Annotated in this window: 12 protein-coding genes; 10 read left to right on the top strand and 2 right to left on the bottom strand. The window is 34.7% G+C overall.

The features are described 5' to 3' along the window. Positions 1-160: 160 nt before the first annotated feature. The 6 genes from LMD38_RS21555 (at position 161) to LMD38_RS21530 (ending at position 7,832) form a co-directional block, all read left to right on the top strand. Positions 161-1,783, top strand: a complete 1,623-nt coding sequence (locus LMD38_RS21555) for an N-acetylmuramoyl-L-alanine amidase (RefSeq protein ID WP_016716602.1) — start codon at positions 161-163, stop codon at positions 1,781-1,783. A 132-nt stretch (positions 1,784-1,915) separates the two neighbouring features. Beyond that, positions 1,916-2,869: a TRM11 family SAM-dependent methyltransferase gene (locus LMD38_RS21550; protein WP_001059298.1), complete on the top strand. Its 954-nt coding sequence runs from the start codon at positions 1,916-1,918 to the stop codon at positions 2,867-2,869. 260 nt (positions 2,870-3,129) lie between these two features. Then, entirely contained in the window at positions 3,130-4,284 is a 1,155-nt protein-coding gene (locus LMD38_RS21545) for a tyrosine-type recombinase/integrase (RefSeq protein ID WP_001265869.1), read from the top strand. Positions 4,285-4,367: 83 nt separating this feature from the next. After that, a complete protein-coding gene (locus LMD38_RS21540) occupies positions 4,368-6,494 on the top strand; it encodes a tyrosine-type recombinase/integrase (protein WP_000739305.1) in 2,127 nt (708 codons plus the stop codon). Continuing rightward, positions 6,487-6,882 (top strand): DUF6262 family protein, encoded by a 396-nt coding sequence (locus LMD38_RS21535; RefSeq protein ID WP_000526290.1) that lies wholly within the window; start codon positions 6,487-6,489, stop codon positions 6,880-6,882. Before LMD38_RS21540 ends, LMD38_RS21535 begins: the two co-directional genes overlap by 8 nt. A gap of 536 nt (positions 6,883-7,418) precedes the next feature. Continuing rightward, positions 7,419-7,832: a YjdF family protein gene (locus LMD38_RS21530; RefSeq protein WP_000778908.1), complete on the top strand. Its 414-nt coding sequence runs from the start codon at positions 7,419-7,421 to the stop codon at positions 7,830-7,832. Between the two features lie 1,180 nt (positions 7,833-9,012). Here the strand turns inward: LMD38_RS21530 and LMD38_RS21525 are convergent. Then, positions 9,013-9,858: an AraC family transcriptional regulator gene (locus LMD38_RS21525; protein WP_000383890.1), complete on the bottom strand. Its 846-nt coding sequence runs from the start codon at positions 9,856-9,858 to the stop codon at positions 9,013-9,015. 341 nt (positions 9,859-10,199) lie between these two features. Between LMD38_RS21525 and istA the strand changes: the two genes are divergently transcribed. From istA to LMD38_RS21510, 3 genes are all read left to right on the top strand, one after another. Continuing rightward, positions 10,200-11,462 (top strand): IS21 family transposase, encoded by a 1,263-nt coding sequence (istA, locus tag LMD38_RS21520; RefSeq protein WP_002073783.1) that lies wholly within the window; start codon positions 10,200-10,202, stop codon positions 11,460-11,462. Next, positions 11,459-12,223, top strand: coding sequence for an IS21-like element helper ATPase IstB (gene istB / locus LMD38_RS21515; protein WP_000980839.1), 765 nt, complete (start codon positions 11,459-11,461; stop codon positions 12,221-12,223). The genes istA and istB overlap by 4 nt, the downstream gene beginning before the upstream one ends. Positions 12,224-12,496: 273 nt before the next feature. Next, positions 12,497-13,264 carry a polysaccharide deacetylase family protein gene (locus LMD38_RS21510; protein WP_000742568.1) on the top strand — a complete coding sequence of 256 codons (768 nt, stop codon included), beginning with the start codon at positions 12,497-12,499 and terminating at the stop codon, positions 13,262-13,264. A 755-nt stretch (positions 13,265-14,019) separates the two neighbouring features. Here LMD38_RS21510 and LMD38_RS21505 read toward each other — a convergent pair. Beyond that, positions 14,020-14,262: a YflJ family protein gene (locus LMD38_RS21505; RefSeq protein ID WP_000433493.1), complete on the bottom strand. Its 243-nt coding sequence runs from the start codon at positions 14,260-14,262 to the stop codon at positions 14,020-14,022. A gap of 241 nt (positions 14,263-14,503) precedes the next feature. On the opposite strand from LMD38_RS21505, the gene LMD38_RS21500 reads away from it, so the two are divergent. Beyond that, on the top strand, positions 14,504-15,556 hold the full coding sequence (locus tag LMD38_RS21500) for a proline racemase family protein (RefSeq protein WP_153019361.1): 1,053 nt from the start codon (positions 14,504-14,506) through the stop codon (positions 15,554-15,556). The last annotated feature ends 3 nt before the right edge of the window (positions 15,557-15,559 follow it).

Raw genomic sequence — 15,559 nt, 5'->3', positions numbered from 1 at the left:
CTTATATATTCATCTTTAATAATTTAGGCAGGAAACGTATTTACTACAGTGGTAGAATGTTATAAACTATTATAGGAGTTATTTTCCAATTGGTATTTTTTATATTAGTTTGATTAAGAGAATTGTATAACGTGAGATTTTGAGAGGAGATTTAATTTTTATGAAGTACAAGGCAATCGCTGCTGGTATGTTAGCAGCAAGTTTACTAGCTTATCCAGTTAGTAGTTTAGCAGAAACAAAGAAGTTTTCAGATGTTCGAGACGACTCATTTGCAAAAGACGCAATTTACTATTTAGTAGAGCGAGATGTAATTAGCGGTATGACAAGTGATACGTTTGCGCCAAAAGGTCTTTTAACACGTGCGGAAGCAGCGACAATTATAGCGAAAGCAATTGGATTAAAAGTGGATCCAGCTGGGAAACCATCTTTTAATGATTCAAAAAATCATTGGGCAACTCAGTATATTGCAGCAATTGAAAAAGAAAATATTATTGCAGGCCGAGGAGCAGGCGTATTTGATCCTGATGGAAAAGTAACGCGTGCTGAAATGGCTTCTATGCTTGTGAAGGCTTATAAACTACAAGGGTTAGTACAATCCCCAATTACGAATAAATTTACTGATTTGGAAGGTCATTTCGGTAAAGAAGCAGCAAATATTTTAGTAGCGTTAGAGATTTCTGCTGGTACTGGTAAGACGATTTGGAGCCCAGATCTTTATATACCGCGTGAACAAGCAGCGCAAATGACGTATAAAGCGGACAAGCTAAAGAAACATAATGATAATACGAGCAAACCAGAGGAAACAAAGAAAGAAATGTATATAGATCGTAAGTTCATTACATATCATCAACCATCATTATCATCAGGAATTACTGACTTGCAGCATGATCCACAAAAAGTTGTAGTAAAAGAAGAGCGAGATGGATGGATTAAAATTGTAACGAGCAAAGGTGAGAAGTGGACACCTTTAAAAGAAAAAACAGAAGTTATTAATGAAGGATTTACAACATATGCAGAAGCGTCACATTCTTCTAAAGTACTAGGGAAATATGGAGCACAAACAGTAACGGTTATTGAAGAAAAAGATAGCTGGATTCGTATCCGTACAAATAGTGGTTTCCAATGGGTTGATAAAAATCAATTAAACCCAGTAAAACAAGAGAACTTCTTAGAAGGTAAAGCAATTATTATTGATCCAGGTCACGGTGGAATTGACTCGGGTAATGTTGGGTATTACGAGAAAGAAAGTGAAATCGTATTAGACACATCTTTACGATTACAAAAACTATTTGAGAAAAAGACACCATTTACTGTTAAGTTAACACGTACGAACGATACACGCCCAGGAGTAGATTCTAGTGATTCTTTAAGAAAAAGAGTAGAATTTGCTAATGAAAATAATGGTGATATTTTCGTAAGTATTCACGGTAACGGTTCTACAGGTAAAGATGGACACGGTACAGAAACATTCTATTATGCAGCAGCACCGACAAAATCAACGAATCCACATACGGAAGACAGTCGCTTATTAGCAGAAAAAATTCAAAAGCGCCTTGTAGCAGCTCTTGGAACAAAAGATCGTGGTGTGAAAAAGGATAATTGGTACGTAGTAAAATATAATACAATGCCAGCTGTATTAGCAGAATTAGCATTTGTAGATAATAAGGATGATGCAAATAAACTCGCTACACCAGCACAGAAGCAAAGTGCAGCAGAAGCGATTTATCAAGGTATTTTAGATTATTACGAAGCAAAGGGTAATAACGTATCTTCTTTCCGTTAATACATTAAAAGAGATTGCCAATAGGCAGTCTCTTTTATTTATTAACGTTTCTCTTTATTTCAGGCATGTGATATCATTTAATTTTATACAAAAAAGTATTGTAATTATAACGATATAGAGGATGATCATAGATTGAATAATCATAGGAAAACACCTGCATGTATATATACGTATGCATTTCGTGAGGAGGAGCGTGCTTTATGTTACTTGGAAATGCGCTCGTTCTTTGGAATGGAGTCCCACGTTAATATTTTGAAAAGTGATGTCAAAATTGACCCGAGTAGAAGTCCTTTTATGAAAGAACGCGTTGAGGTTATGTATGAAGGAGACGACTTAGAAAGTATTTTGGAACAAGTAAAGGAAATTGAATTAGGAGAAATGACGTTTAAAGTTATCTTCGTGAAAATCAATGATCTTGAGGGAGAAAATAAAATAGAGTATGCGGAAAGACGTATCATTGAACGACGTATTGGGGATTGTATTGATGCGGAAGCAGATGTGCGCAATCCAGAGCGTACTTTTGGTATTGTTCCATTAGGCGGACGTTGGTATTTTGGACATTATGTAGAGAGTAAACCAGTTTGGTACCATCATATAAAAAAACCACGTAGCTATTCGACATCTCTTAGCACACGTGTTGCAAGATCCGTTGCAAATATTGCGGTGCCAAATCCAGAGGGAGTAAGAGCGATTGATCCGTGCTGCGGCATTGGAACGGTTGTAGTAGAAGCTCTTTCGATGGGAATTAACATCGTTGGTAGAGATATAAGCCCGCTCGTTGCGATTGGAGCGAGAGAAAATATTGCGCACTTCGGATTCGATGGGACGATAACGAAAGGTCCGATCGAGGAGATTACGGAGAACTATGACGTCGCAATTATCGACATGCCATATGACTTATTTACGCACGCAACACCAGAAAATCAGCTCTCCATTCTTTCAAGCGCACGCCGCATTGCTAAAAAGGTAGTCGTTGTCACAATGGAAACAATGGACGATATGATTCATGAAGCAGGATTTGAAATTATAGATCGTTGCACTACAAAAAAAGGAACATTTTCTAGACAAATTCTTGTTTGTGAATAAGGAAGAAAGGTCACCCGTTTGTTAAAGTAAGATAATAAATTACAGGATAGTTAGTCCATTATGAGGGCTGATTATCCTTTTTTATTTACATAATGAATGGGGGAAATAAAGATTGAATATTTAGTTTAATCAGTATAATATAGGTGTGTAATTTGAAGTGTTTGTTAGGTTTTGGAAAGAGGACAAAGTTTCGATGTGAGGACCTTAAAAAACAATTAGAGGCACTCTTAAAGATAGACAAAGGATGGGAGGGTGTTTTAATGAGAGTTCAAGAAATATGTATTGGTAATAGAAAGGCATACCTTCTACTAAATTCGGAAGGAGTACCTGTTGTATCAGTAGCTAAGTATATGAAACATCTCTATAACAATGAGAGTAAAAGTAATACTTTAAAGACATACTGTACGGCTTTAAAACACTATTTCACATACTTACAACAAATAAAAATTGATTACCAACAAGTTAATTTTGAGATTTTATCTAACTATGTGGTCTGGCTTAGAAACCCATATAGAAACAACAAGGTAATTCCTTACAAAATACCTCAAAAACATAATAAAGAAAAAGAACCCAAACAACTGACTGAGAAAACAGTAAATAACTACATCAGTGCCGTAACCAACTTTTATGACTATTTGTATCGTAGCGAGCTAATCGATTCAGATATAGTTGAAAAGCTAATGAAAAAGATGTTTACTGGTGCCGGTGGAAATGGATACAAGAGCTTTTTACATCATGTCAACGAGGGAAAACCCTACTCCAAAAATATCCTTAAATTAAAAGAACCCAAAGAAAAAATAAAGATATTTACAAAAGAACAAGTTGAAACCATCTATCATTCAACTACGAATATTAGAGATCGATTTCTAGTTCTTTTGCTTTTTGAAACAGGTTTACGTATTGGTGAAGCTCTCTCTTTATTCCTTAAAGATTTTCAATTTGATGCTAAACAAAGAAAACATAAGCTTAAATTAACAGATAGAGGAGAATTACCTAATGGTGGTAAGTTAAAAACAGGATCTCGGGAATTAGAAATTTCTCAGTCATTAATGAACCTATATGATGACTATCTGTATGAAGTGATTGATGACTATAATCCGGACCATAACTTTGTTCTTGTGAAGCTTTTTGGGAAGAATTCTGGTGAACCAATGACCTATTCGGATGTATATGCCACTTTTAAAGAGATTGAGAGAAAAACTGGTATTTATATAACTCCACATTTATTTCGTCATACTCACGGAACGATTTACTATCTCGAAACGAAAAATATTAAAATGGTGCAAGAGCGTTTGGGACATTCGCAAGTCCAAACAACAATCAATCTATATGTTCACCCTTCTGATGATGCAATCCGGGAGGATTGGGAAAAAGCAGCTCATGCGTTTAAAATTGGACCCAAAATAGATAACTAAAAGGACGACGTTGCCTTAGAAATTCCTGACGAAGCGTTTCCTTTTTAATTTAAAACTAAACGAGTGATGTAGGAGGAAAAGCTTTGAAAAAAAATATAGAAAATTACCTAATTCCGCAAAGTGAATATTGGGACTTAATCACTTCTACCCTCATCTCTTACGAGGTGAAGGAAATATCTAGCGATGGAACACTAAGAAGAAAACTTGTGAAAGATAATTATTTTTCTATTAATGATATATGGAACGTGAATGAAATTGGTCAAATTCCTAACTTTGAAGAACGCTTTAAGAAATATACGGGGACAAGAAAAGTATTAAAGTTAGCTACTAAGTGCATTACAATATCCCAAGAGTTGAAATTTGTATTCTATTGCTACCTTTTTAACGATGAGTTAAGTTTTAACACTGTATTTTGCACCTACAACGTGCATTTAAAAAATTTGATTCAATTTCTAAATGAAAAACACAATCAACTACATTCTTTACTTGATTTAAATATCGATAAAGCTGAGAAAGAGTGGGTTTTGTGGTTAAATAATAAGGGATTAAAAACTACTTCATCAAAAAAGAACCGCGATTATAAAACTAAAACACAACAAGCAACTTTCTTGCGAAGAATGTATGAGAAATTATATTATCTGACAGATACACGGGAAGAATGGGAAAAAGATAAATGGGATGCCAGGGTGTTAAATAAGAAGTATGGGATCTTATATAATACTTCTGATTCTCATTATTATATAGATTTTACAACTATTCATAATGATGTTTTTAAACAGCATTTTAAAAAATATATTAAAACTAGATTACTAGGCGGAAAGAAATTTTCGGTGGGTACAGCTATGAATTATCTAAGATTTGTTTCAAGGTTTCTAAATTTTATCAGTCAACTAGAACCTAACTGGAGTAATCTAAATATGCTTACAAGAAAACATATCGAGAACTATTTAGAGTATCTTCATTATTATGCAAAAAATAATTTGAAATATAAAAAAACTAATCCAAAGCAACATATAAATGATAGTCTAAAATGTGTTTACACCTTTTTACGTGATATCCAACGTTTTGAATACAGTATTGCACCTAAGAAATCCACTTCTAGACTACTTTATTCCGAAGATTATCCAAAATTAGATAAGAAATCCGATGATGATATTGATTACATTCCTGATTATGTATTGGAGCAATTATTTACGCACATTAACGATCTTCATCCAGATGTTCAGCCAATCGTTTGGATAGCGTACAAAACTGGTTTGCGCATTAGTGATACACTTGGTTTGACTCAAGATTCTTTGATTAAGTTAAACGGTAAATACTGGATTCAGACGGATGTTGAAAAAACTTATGTAAAAGACCATAAAGTGCCCATTGATGAACAATTAGCTAATATAGTCGCCATTTTAATCCGTAATTCTAAAGAACGCAGCAATGATGACAATAATCCCAACAAATACATTTTCGTCCGCTATAGTGGTACACGTAAGGGGCGGCCATTTATCCGGTATTGGGTACAAACAAAACTTAATGAGTTATCAGTCAAAAAGAATATTACGGATGAAACAGGTGATATCTTCCACTTTAAAAATCACGCGTTTAGACATACTTACGCAGTAAAGATGTTAAATGGCGGAGCTGATATTTTAACCGTTCAGGAATTATTAGCACACGCATCACCTGAAATGACAATGCGATATGCCCGTTTATTAGATGACACGAAGCGTAAGGCTTTTGAAGAGGTCATTAAAAAAGGTGTTTTTAGCTTTGATTTGAATGGTGAAATTCATCAGGTATCAGAGGCTCAAGACATTCCGGAAGGTATTATGGATATGATATGGAAAGACGAGAAATTAAATGCATTGGACAACCCTTACGGGACGTGTCGTGCTCGAGTTAATGGTAATTGTCCATTAGCAGTAGAGCCCCCTTGCCTTACAGCAAACGATGGAAAACCTTGTTTTGACTTATCGGTTGGTATGACAAGCTTTGATGTAAAAAAATATGAGCTACATATAGAAAGTACAATTAAAATAATTGAAGTCTCAAAGGAATATGGTCGCCAAGATATGGTCGAAGCAAACGAAAAGAACTTAAATAGATACAAAAACATTTATGAAACGATTAAAAACGGAAATGTCATTTTTGGACGTTTTGAACGTATAAAGAGGCAGTTAGAGGACAAGAAAAGGAAAGGTGTTAACCGTGGGTAATTTTAACCGTGAAGAGCAATTGAAGCAGCTACACGAAAAAAGAAAGCAAACAACCAAAGTTAAAGTTGAAGAAGCTATTAAACGCTTAACAAAGATTTCTAAGGCAATTAACTTTAACAGTGTGGCGGAAGAAGCTGGTGTAAGTAAAGCTACGCTTTATAATCACCCAGAACTTAAAGAACGTATTAAATTCTTACGGAATCAACAAGAAAAAGCATTTGTAGACTCTAGAATTAAACGAGATGAAAGTAATCAAAAAGCCATAATTGCATCTCTTAAAAGAAAGATTGAAAAGCTGGAAAAAAGAAAAAAAGAGCTCGAAGAGGAAAATAAGCGATTACGCGAAAGAGAAAACGAAAAGCTTACTGATTACTTTTCGAAGTTATAAAGCAAGACCACACATATTAGAGGATTACCAGTATTAAAAAAACAAGCTAAACAAATTCATATAGGAAAAGAATTGAGTTTTACTCCGTTAAAAGAGATCACCATACATACCATCAAACTAATAAGAATACAAGATAAAAATGAATTATATTTTTAAAAGGTGCACAACTTTTTTATTTTAAAGACATTATAAAACTTTATAATCTTACAATTATTCACATTAAATTATTTTGGAAAACAAATGATTTTTTAAGAAACTGGCTATGATTGTCACTATTATGGTAATTAACTTTTGAAGATGGATGAAAAAGTTAGAGGAAAAGTAGTTTAATATGTATTTGTAAATATTAAAAGAAATAATTTAACTAAACTGATAATATCAAAATGTTTACAAATTGAGAATTTGGAATATAATAACTTTAGAGTGAAAAAACACAGTTCGGTTGGTAGTCCGGACGCAATAATTATTTAATTATTGTCAGTAACCTTCCCCCCTGGGATGTCCATCACTCATGTAATAAACAAGGGGGATTCTCAATGAAACTTACAATTTATTTTGATGGACAATTTTGGATTGGAATTGTAGAAATGTTTGAAAATAATAAATTGAAAGTATGTAAACATACTTTTGGTTCAGAGCCAAAAGATAGTGAAATACTAGATTTTATTTTTCATGATATGGTTCCGCTATTAAAAAGTACATCAGGCGTTAAAAACTCTATTGATAAAAGGAAAAGTAAAATTATTAATCCCAAAAGATTAATAAGGTTAGCCGCCAAAGAAATGAAAAATCAAGGAGTTTCTAACAAATCTTATGAAGTATTGAGAATAGAACTAGAACAAAAAAAGAAAATGAAACAATGTATTACGCGTCAAAAGAAAGAAGAATTACTAGAAAAAAAGCGACAAATGAAAATTCAAAAACGAAAAGCAAAACATCGAGGAAGATAAAAGGTCATCTTCAAATGAAAAAGAAATTATATTCATAAAGCGAAAAAAAACGCTATATTTTTGTAGGGAAATATAGCGTTTTTTATGAATTTATTTGATTCAAGATATGTTTAAGTTACTTACTGAGCTTCATATCATTTTATATATTCAATATTTATCCCCTTTTGAATAAAGATCTAAATTTCGTTAATACTATACTTGCATCTAGATTGCCATCTTTGAGCCGAGCAGTTAGCTTTTGCTAGCTGCTCTTTTTTGTAAAAATATACGCAATGGACTGGATGCATATATAATATTTTGTGTTTCTTTCTATATAAAATGAGGTAGTCTTTACAAAAGAATGATCTCGTTAAAAGAGTATTTTATTAAGTGCTCTTTTTATGTTTTAAACTCATACAAAATGATTTTTTTATTAATTTCTTTGTCTTTCCTGCATAATGTTTTCGATTCAGTTTATACTATCACTGTAACTTATAGTTACAAAAACCAGTGCTTGATAAGCGCAGTTTTCTTTTTTTACAGAGCAGTTAGCTAATCACGCTAATTGCTTTGTTTTTTAGTTCAATTTTATTTGTATATTTATAATTCCTATAAATGAAAAAGCATGATACAATCAAGTAAAGATAAAATTCCATTCCATACGAGCCCTTATTATTATGTAAGGGCTACACCCTTATTAAAATTACGATTTCTTTCTAAAACTGGACATACCTTTTAAATATACATATAATATCACGTGGTATTCTTTTTCAATGTTAGTTTTTAAATAAAGGTTTCAATTGAATTTTTAACCTTATACAGTTCTTTTTCAAAGAGTACTATTCGAGGTGCTCTTTTTTATTACTAAATAGAGGTAGAAGGACACTCCCATCAATTTAAGAATATTAACTTCCTCAATTATAAAGAAACAGTATTCTCTTTAAACAAAATAAATTAGAAGACGTTTTTATGGATCTTTCGATTCGAAGTGAACTCTAATTATTTGCTGAAGAATTAGAGCGATATCTTACCCCTTTATTTTTAAAAGAATTTGCTAGAAAGTTAGCTTTTGTATAACGGAAACGTAAGTTTTCAGGTCATTATGTGACTACTCACAATATAAAAAGCTCAAATTCTAAAGCGTTTAAGTTAAGTTTTTTTGATTACAACTTAAACAGCTCTTTTTTATTGAATGCGTGTCTTATTTTGGGATGACAGGGACCCAAAGTTCATGTCTCGGCTTATGTTTCGGACCGTAATAACATTCAATGCACGGTAAATTGGCAAGTTCATACTCAGAAGTTGGGACCCACTCGGAATATAATCGTTTCCATGCGTCTACTATATTCGGGAAAACTACCCATGTACTTGCGGGAATAATTAGTGTTTCCATATTAGCTGATACCTCCCCATCATATCTTACACCCATAAAATAAGAAAATTCTTCATCTTTTATGGCAGCTTCCTTCCCACAAACCCCTAAAAGACTTTCAAGCGTGCACTTTGGATTTTCCCATGACATATCTATTAATTCTTGCATAAATCCGTCTTTTTTCGCAGTGTTCCAAAGTGTAGGGATTTTTTTAAAGGCGCTGCTTGTTTTTACTGGTTTACTCTTTCCTACAATTCTTAACTCAAAATCGAGGTTTTCAATTCTGTACTCCATCTCGGTATCTCCTTTAATAGAAATTTGGAAGGAAATCTTCGGAAAGGCTTTTAACTGTACTCCTTTATTACGAGCATTAGAAGGGGTTATTCCATGCATTTTTTTAAAAGCACGTGAGAAAGCATCAGAAGAAATATAACCATATTTAATTGCCACATCAATGATCTGAATGTCACTTTTTTGAATTTCAAATGCTGCAAGTGTTAAACGTCTTCGTCTAATATATTCTGAAAGCGACACACCTGAGATTGAAGAAAACATTCTTGAAAAATGAAACTCAGAGCAATTAGCTGCCTTTGCAATCTCCTTATAATCTATCTCTTCATCCAAACTATTCTCAATATAGTCCAATGCGTTATTCATTCTTTTTAGCCAATCCATAATTTTACTCCCTTTCAAATATTTAATTTAATACATAATAGATAATAATAACCGACATTTCATGCCTAAAAATGTCGGTACAAAAAATATATCCTTAAATTGAATGTAACATAAGGGTTACCTATTTGTTCTCTGATATTTATATAGTCTTTTTAATTCTAGGGATCACTAACATTTTAGAAAAAAACAGGCTTAGCATATTAGAATAAGAAAAGAGTCCTATTCCCTTCGTTAAGAATGTAATCAACGATTGTAAAATACCCAATAACAACGGTTTTAAATTCCCCAAAAATAACAGATAATCGTTTCGAAACAAACATCAAAGATGGAGTGAAGAAACGGTGCTGAAGATTGGGGAGTTTTTTATGATTAGAGAGTTATTTCAGAAAGGGTGGACGAAAACAGCCATTGCAGAAGCAACAGGCTTCGATCGTAAAACGATCAGCAAATATCTAAAAAGCAATCAGTTGCCGGAACGTAAGGCAAGCGAGCAGCAGAAAGAGAGTAAGCTCGAACCCTATAAGTCCTACATCCTTCAACGAGTCAAAGAAGGAACAACCAACTGTGTCGTACTGTTAGAGGAAATTCAAACGATGGGTTACGAGGGGAAGATGACAATTTTAAGAGACTTTGTTCGTCCTCTTCGTCAACAGCCAAAGAAACAGGCAACCTTACGGTTTGAAACACCACCAGGGAAACAAGCCCAAATGGATTGGGCGTACGTGGGAAAATACTTAGTGAATGGCAATCTGCAAGACATTTATGCATTTGTGATGATATTAGGTTATTCCCGAATGAAGTACGTAGAGTTTACAACCAACATGAATCTCGAAACCCTCATGAAGTGTCATATGAATGCTTTTTCTTACTTTAATGGGGTACCAGAACAAATTCTCTATGATAATATGAAAACCGTTGTAATCAAGCATAGTCCTGTAGAGATTCGTTTCAATCGCAAGTTTGAGGATTTCTTAGCCTACTATGGGATTGTGCCAAAAGCCTGTCGTCCTAAACGTCCGCAAACAAAGGGGAAAGTAGAAAGAACCATTAAGTATTTGAAAGATAACTTCTTTCAGCGAAAACACGAACCAACTTTACATGCATTAAATGAAGCCGTACGTACATGGTTGGATCAGATAGCTAACAAGAAAACCAATCAGACTACTAATGAGTCACCATTTCAACGATTTGAGCAGGAACAGAAGTTCCTGCAGATATGGGGAGTGAAGCCTCTGTTTCCCACTTCACATTGGGAAACCAGAGAAGTCAGTCGGGACTGTGTGGTGTCGTACCGCGGAAAAAGGTATTCAGTTCCTTACCGTTACGCTGGACAAATGGTTAAGATTAAAGAAACACTCGATCATCATTTAGAGATTTACGATGAACGTGAATGTATCGCAAAACATCCGGTTCTTACAGGAAAAGCAACTACTCATATCCGAATGGAACACTATGATGGGCTACATACAAAAGAAAAAGGGCAGAAAGCGAAGAACGTTGAAGATTTGGCGACCGACGGTCTTCACTCTCATACCCCATCTCCAAATGTGGAAAAACGCCCTCTCGCTGCTTACGCAGCACTGGAAGAAGGTGAGTCTGTATGATGAACGAACTCTTATTGGAGCGTTTAAAGAAGCTCGGCTGGCATCATACAGCCAACCAACTTGATAGTTTACTAGAAGACGCTTCTAAGGATAATGTATCATATTCTGAGTTTCTTCACACTATCGTTTTGCATGAAACGGAGCAACAAGATTCTGATCAACTAGAAAAGCGAATGAAACGGGCAAAGCTGCCTTACACCAAAACGATTCATGATTTTGACTTTACATTTCAACCAAGTCTGAGCGAGAAAAGGGTCAAGGAAACCTTAACATGTCGCTTTATTGCCAATGGGGAAAATCGCATATTACTGGGTCCTCCGGGTGTAGGAAAAACTCATTTAGCCGTCTCCTTTGCGATTGAAGCGATTACCCAAGGATATACAGCCCTATTTTTGTCGGCCGACGACTTAGTGGCTCAGTGCCGCAAGGCCAATGATAAAGGGACACTCCAGCGACTCGTAAATCGTTGGAGTCGTCCAGACGTGTTAATTGTAGATGAAGTAGGTTATTTTCCTTTTGATGAACTAACCGCCAATGTTTTCTTCCAGGTTGTTTCAAAGCGATACGAACAAGGAGCAATGATTTTAACATCTAATAAATCGTACCTTGAATGGGGAAAAGTTTTTGGTGACGATGTATTGGCAACGGCTATCTTGGATCGCCTCTTACATCATGCGATTACATTTAACATCAAGGGTGACTCCTACCGTTTGCGAGAAAAGAAAAAAGCAGGAATTTATCCTGCCCAAACAACGATTTAGCCGTTCATAATGGGGAATTTCATTTCGTTGAAATTGGGGAAATTTGAATCGTTGTTGACAAGAATAACTGTTTACAGTTAGAGGTATTATACAGCATGGTTTATTAAGACGAAATCAGTACGCTGAATATTACCAATAAAAATTGAAGTTTCAACTAATGAAAAAATAATAGTCCTTCTTTCCAATCTCTTTCATTTTTTAGTTTCTTTTTAAATAATTTGAAAATATCTTCATAAACTAAACTTACTTGTATTTCATAGGAGTGTATTAGTTGTGAAAAAAAATTGGATATTCCTCATTTTCTTTATGGTTTCTTTTTGTTTCAAACCAATATCCATATATGCTTTTACAGATAGTCGTAAAGCATATGAAAGAACAGGGAAAGTAATTTGGGAAGTAAATACAAAGGAAAAAATAGTTGCACTAACATTTGATGACGGTCCTCATCCTGTTTTTACCCCTCAAATACTTGATATATTAGCTAAATACAATGCGAAAGCAATTTTTTTCGTAGCGGGTAATAAAGTTAACAGGTTCCCAGCTATTTTAAAGAGACAAATAAAAGAAGGACACGAAATTGCGAATCATACATATACTCACATTTATGATAAAAACATTACTGCAGCTAAATTAACATCAGAATTAAATCAAACGGATGAAATTATCAAGCGGATCACTGGTTATAAACCAACTCTGTATCGTCCAGTTGGAGGGCTTCATAACAATTTAATTATTAATACAGCTATACAAAATCGCAAGCTTGTGATCTTGTGGTCATGGCATCAGGATCCACAAGATTGGAGGAGTCCAGCAGCTAGCAAAATCTCGAGGTATATAACGAAAGGTGTTAAACCTGGTAATATCATTCTACTTCATGATTGGAATGGTAGTGAATTTTCTAAGATATCTCAGACAGTTGAAGCATTAGAAAGTATCATGAAGTATTTAAACAACAATGGATATAAATGTGTCACAGTATCTGAATTGCTCTATCGTTCCATAAAAAGTATGCCTCCTTTTTTTGATCCTTTATATCAGTGAATTTGGGGTTATTTATTACCTATTTTAAAAATTTATTGTACTGGGGTAGAAAGAGTAACCATGCCGTGAAGCGCAAAGTAGTTCCTATAGAATATATAAAAAAGAAACACAAAGTTTTTTACTTCTGTGTTTCTTCTATAATTTCTTTAATAGTCATACATGCGTAATGCAATCGAGAGCTTTTTTCTAATTTTGGCCTACCTATAACTTTTGCCACGCTTCTTACTTGCTTCTAATCCTTCTACTTGTTCTTAATGAATTTTGAAACAACGGTTTCTTTTGTGATTTATAGTATGTATAAACACTACATTGAATAAATCTTTTTAAGAGAAGAGAGGTGTATTATGTAAACAGATGCTTTACTTCTACCCCACCACAATTAAGCTTAGAAAAGCAAATACCCCAAAATGAGAAAATGTACATTTTTTGTTTTATGAGTGTAAAAAAATCTTAAGTTGATAGGTGTGGAGTCCCGCCGCATAATAAAAAGGCAGAAACATTTTGTATATATCAAATATGTTCCTACCTTTGATTTTATTGTGTTTAAGTTCTATGACCTAAATATAATATATAGGTGACCTTTTTTATGGTGGTTTGATGTGTGATTGGTTGGTGGAATGGAGGAGGGATTTGGCGAAATTTGTCGGTAAGTCGATATTCCATGTCGAATCGTCGATAAATTTAAAAAATCGCCGATATATTGTGTGGAATCGCTGATATATTCCGAGAATCGTCGATATCGTTACATTAGTATATTACTGTTCTTTTAATTTCTCTTGTTGTGCAAGTAGTAAATTGCGCAAGATGTGTCCGCGGTAACTTTCTAGTTTGCGTCCTTCATGATAACGCACGCCTAATTTTTTTAGTTCAGCTACGTACCAGCCTTTTGTTCCGTAATACATTGGATCACTTCCTTTTTGCTTTTGAACAGTATATGTTGGGGATGGAAGTAACTTTCCATTGAAAATAATAAGCCTGGCTGTATCAAGTGGTTCCATAAAATGGATTCTGGATTGTGTATAAAAAAATAGACAGTACTGTATGCTTTTTCAAACAATATATACAAATTTATCCCGCATTAACGGGCAGTAAGACCCCCCACCTCAAAAGTCAGCGGAAGCAAAGAAGTTAGGTGGGGATCAACTGCCCGTAAAAGCCCGATTGGTTCAACTAATAATCAGTGGGAGATGAACAAAATCCCCACTGATTAACGTTTCACTTTATACCCTATGCGTTGGCATGATATTTGCAATGAAAAGAGTATCAACATATAGGGGAGAGATAGAAATGAAGGTTAGTAAAGTGTATACGACAATTGATGCGCACGTAGCTGGAGAGCCACTTCGAATTATTACGGGTGGTGTGCCAGAAATAAAAGGAGACACGCAGCTAGAAAGACGTGCATACTGCATGGAACATTTGGATCATCTTCGCGAAGTTCTTATGTATGAACCGAGAGGACATCACGGTATGTACGGTTGTATCATTACTCCGCCTGCCAGTGCTCACGCTGACTTTGGCGTATTATTTATGCACAATGAAGGATGGAGTACGATGTGTGGACACGGCATTATCGCTGTTATTACAGTTGGAATTGAGACAGGTATGTTTGAAGTGACAGGTGAGAAACAAAAGTTCATTATTGATAGCCCTGCTGGGGAAGTCATTGCGTACGCAACATATAGGGGGAGTGAAGTAGAGTCCGTATCATTTGAAAATGTTCCTTCATTTGTATACAAAAAAGACGTTCCTATTAAAATAGATGACTATGAATTTCAAGTAGATATCGCATTTGGCGGAGCATTCTACGCTGTTGTGGATAGTAAAGAATTTGGTTTGAAAGTTGATTTTAAAGACTTAGCTGCTATTCAAACGTGGGGCGGTAAAATTAAGCACTACATCGAGAGTAAAATGGAAGTAAAGCATCCACTTGAAGAAGGGTTAAAAGGAATATACGGCGTTATTTTCTCAGATGAACCGAAAGGGGAAGACGCAACGTTACGAAATGTAACAATCTTCGCTGATGGGCAAGTAGACCGTTCTCCTTGCGGCACAGGAACTTCCGCAAGAATCGCAACTCTTTTTGAAAAAGGTGCTTTACAAAAGGAAGAAATTTTCGTCCACGAATGCATTACTGATGGGAAATTCGAGGGAGAAGTATTGTCGGTAACAGCGGTACATACATATGAAGCTGTCGTTCCGAAAGTAACGGGACATGCATTTATTACAGGATTTCATCAGTTCGTTGTAGACCCGAGAGATGATTTGAATCGGGGATTTTTGTTAGGATAGAAG

The organism is Bacillus pacificus, assembly GCF_020861345.1.
GTDB lineage: Bacteria > Bacillota > Bacilli > Bacillales > Bacillaceae_G > Bacillus_A > Bacillus_A pacificus.
Note: the sequence above shows the minus strand (reverse complement) of the source record. Positions and strands in the feature narration are given on the sequence as shown.

Bases quoted from the DNA above. Each gene is read 5' to 3' on its own strand.
- LMD38_RS21555 (WP_016716602.1), top strand. From the start codon at position 161: ATGAAGTACAAGGCAATCGCTGCTGGTATGTTAGCAGCAAGTTTACTA.
- LMD38_RS21545 (WP_001265869.1), top strand. From the start codon at position 3,130: ATGAGAGTTCAAGAAATATGTATTGGTAATAGAAAGGCATACCTTCTA.
- LMD38_RS21530 (WP_000778908.1), top strand. From the start codon at position 7,419: ATGAAACTTACAATTTATTTTGATGGACAATTTTGGATTGGAATTGTA.
- LMD38_RS21525 (WP_000383890.1), bottom strand. From the start codon at position 9,858: ATGGATTGGCTAAAAAGAATGAATAACGCATTGGACTATATTGAGAAT.
- istB (WP_000980839.1), top strand. From the start codon at position 11,459: ATGATGAACGAACTCTTATTGGAGCGTTTAAAGAAGCTCGGCTGGCAT.
- LMD38_RS21505 (WP_000433493.1), bottom strand. From the start codon at position 14,262: ATGGAACCACTTGATACAGCCAGGCTTATTATTTTCAATGGAAAGTTA.
- LMD38_RS21500 (WP_153019361.1), top strand. From the start codon at position 14,504: ATGATATTTGCAATGAAAAGAGTATCAACATATAGGGGAGAGATAGAA.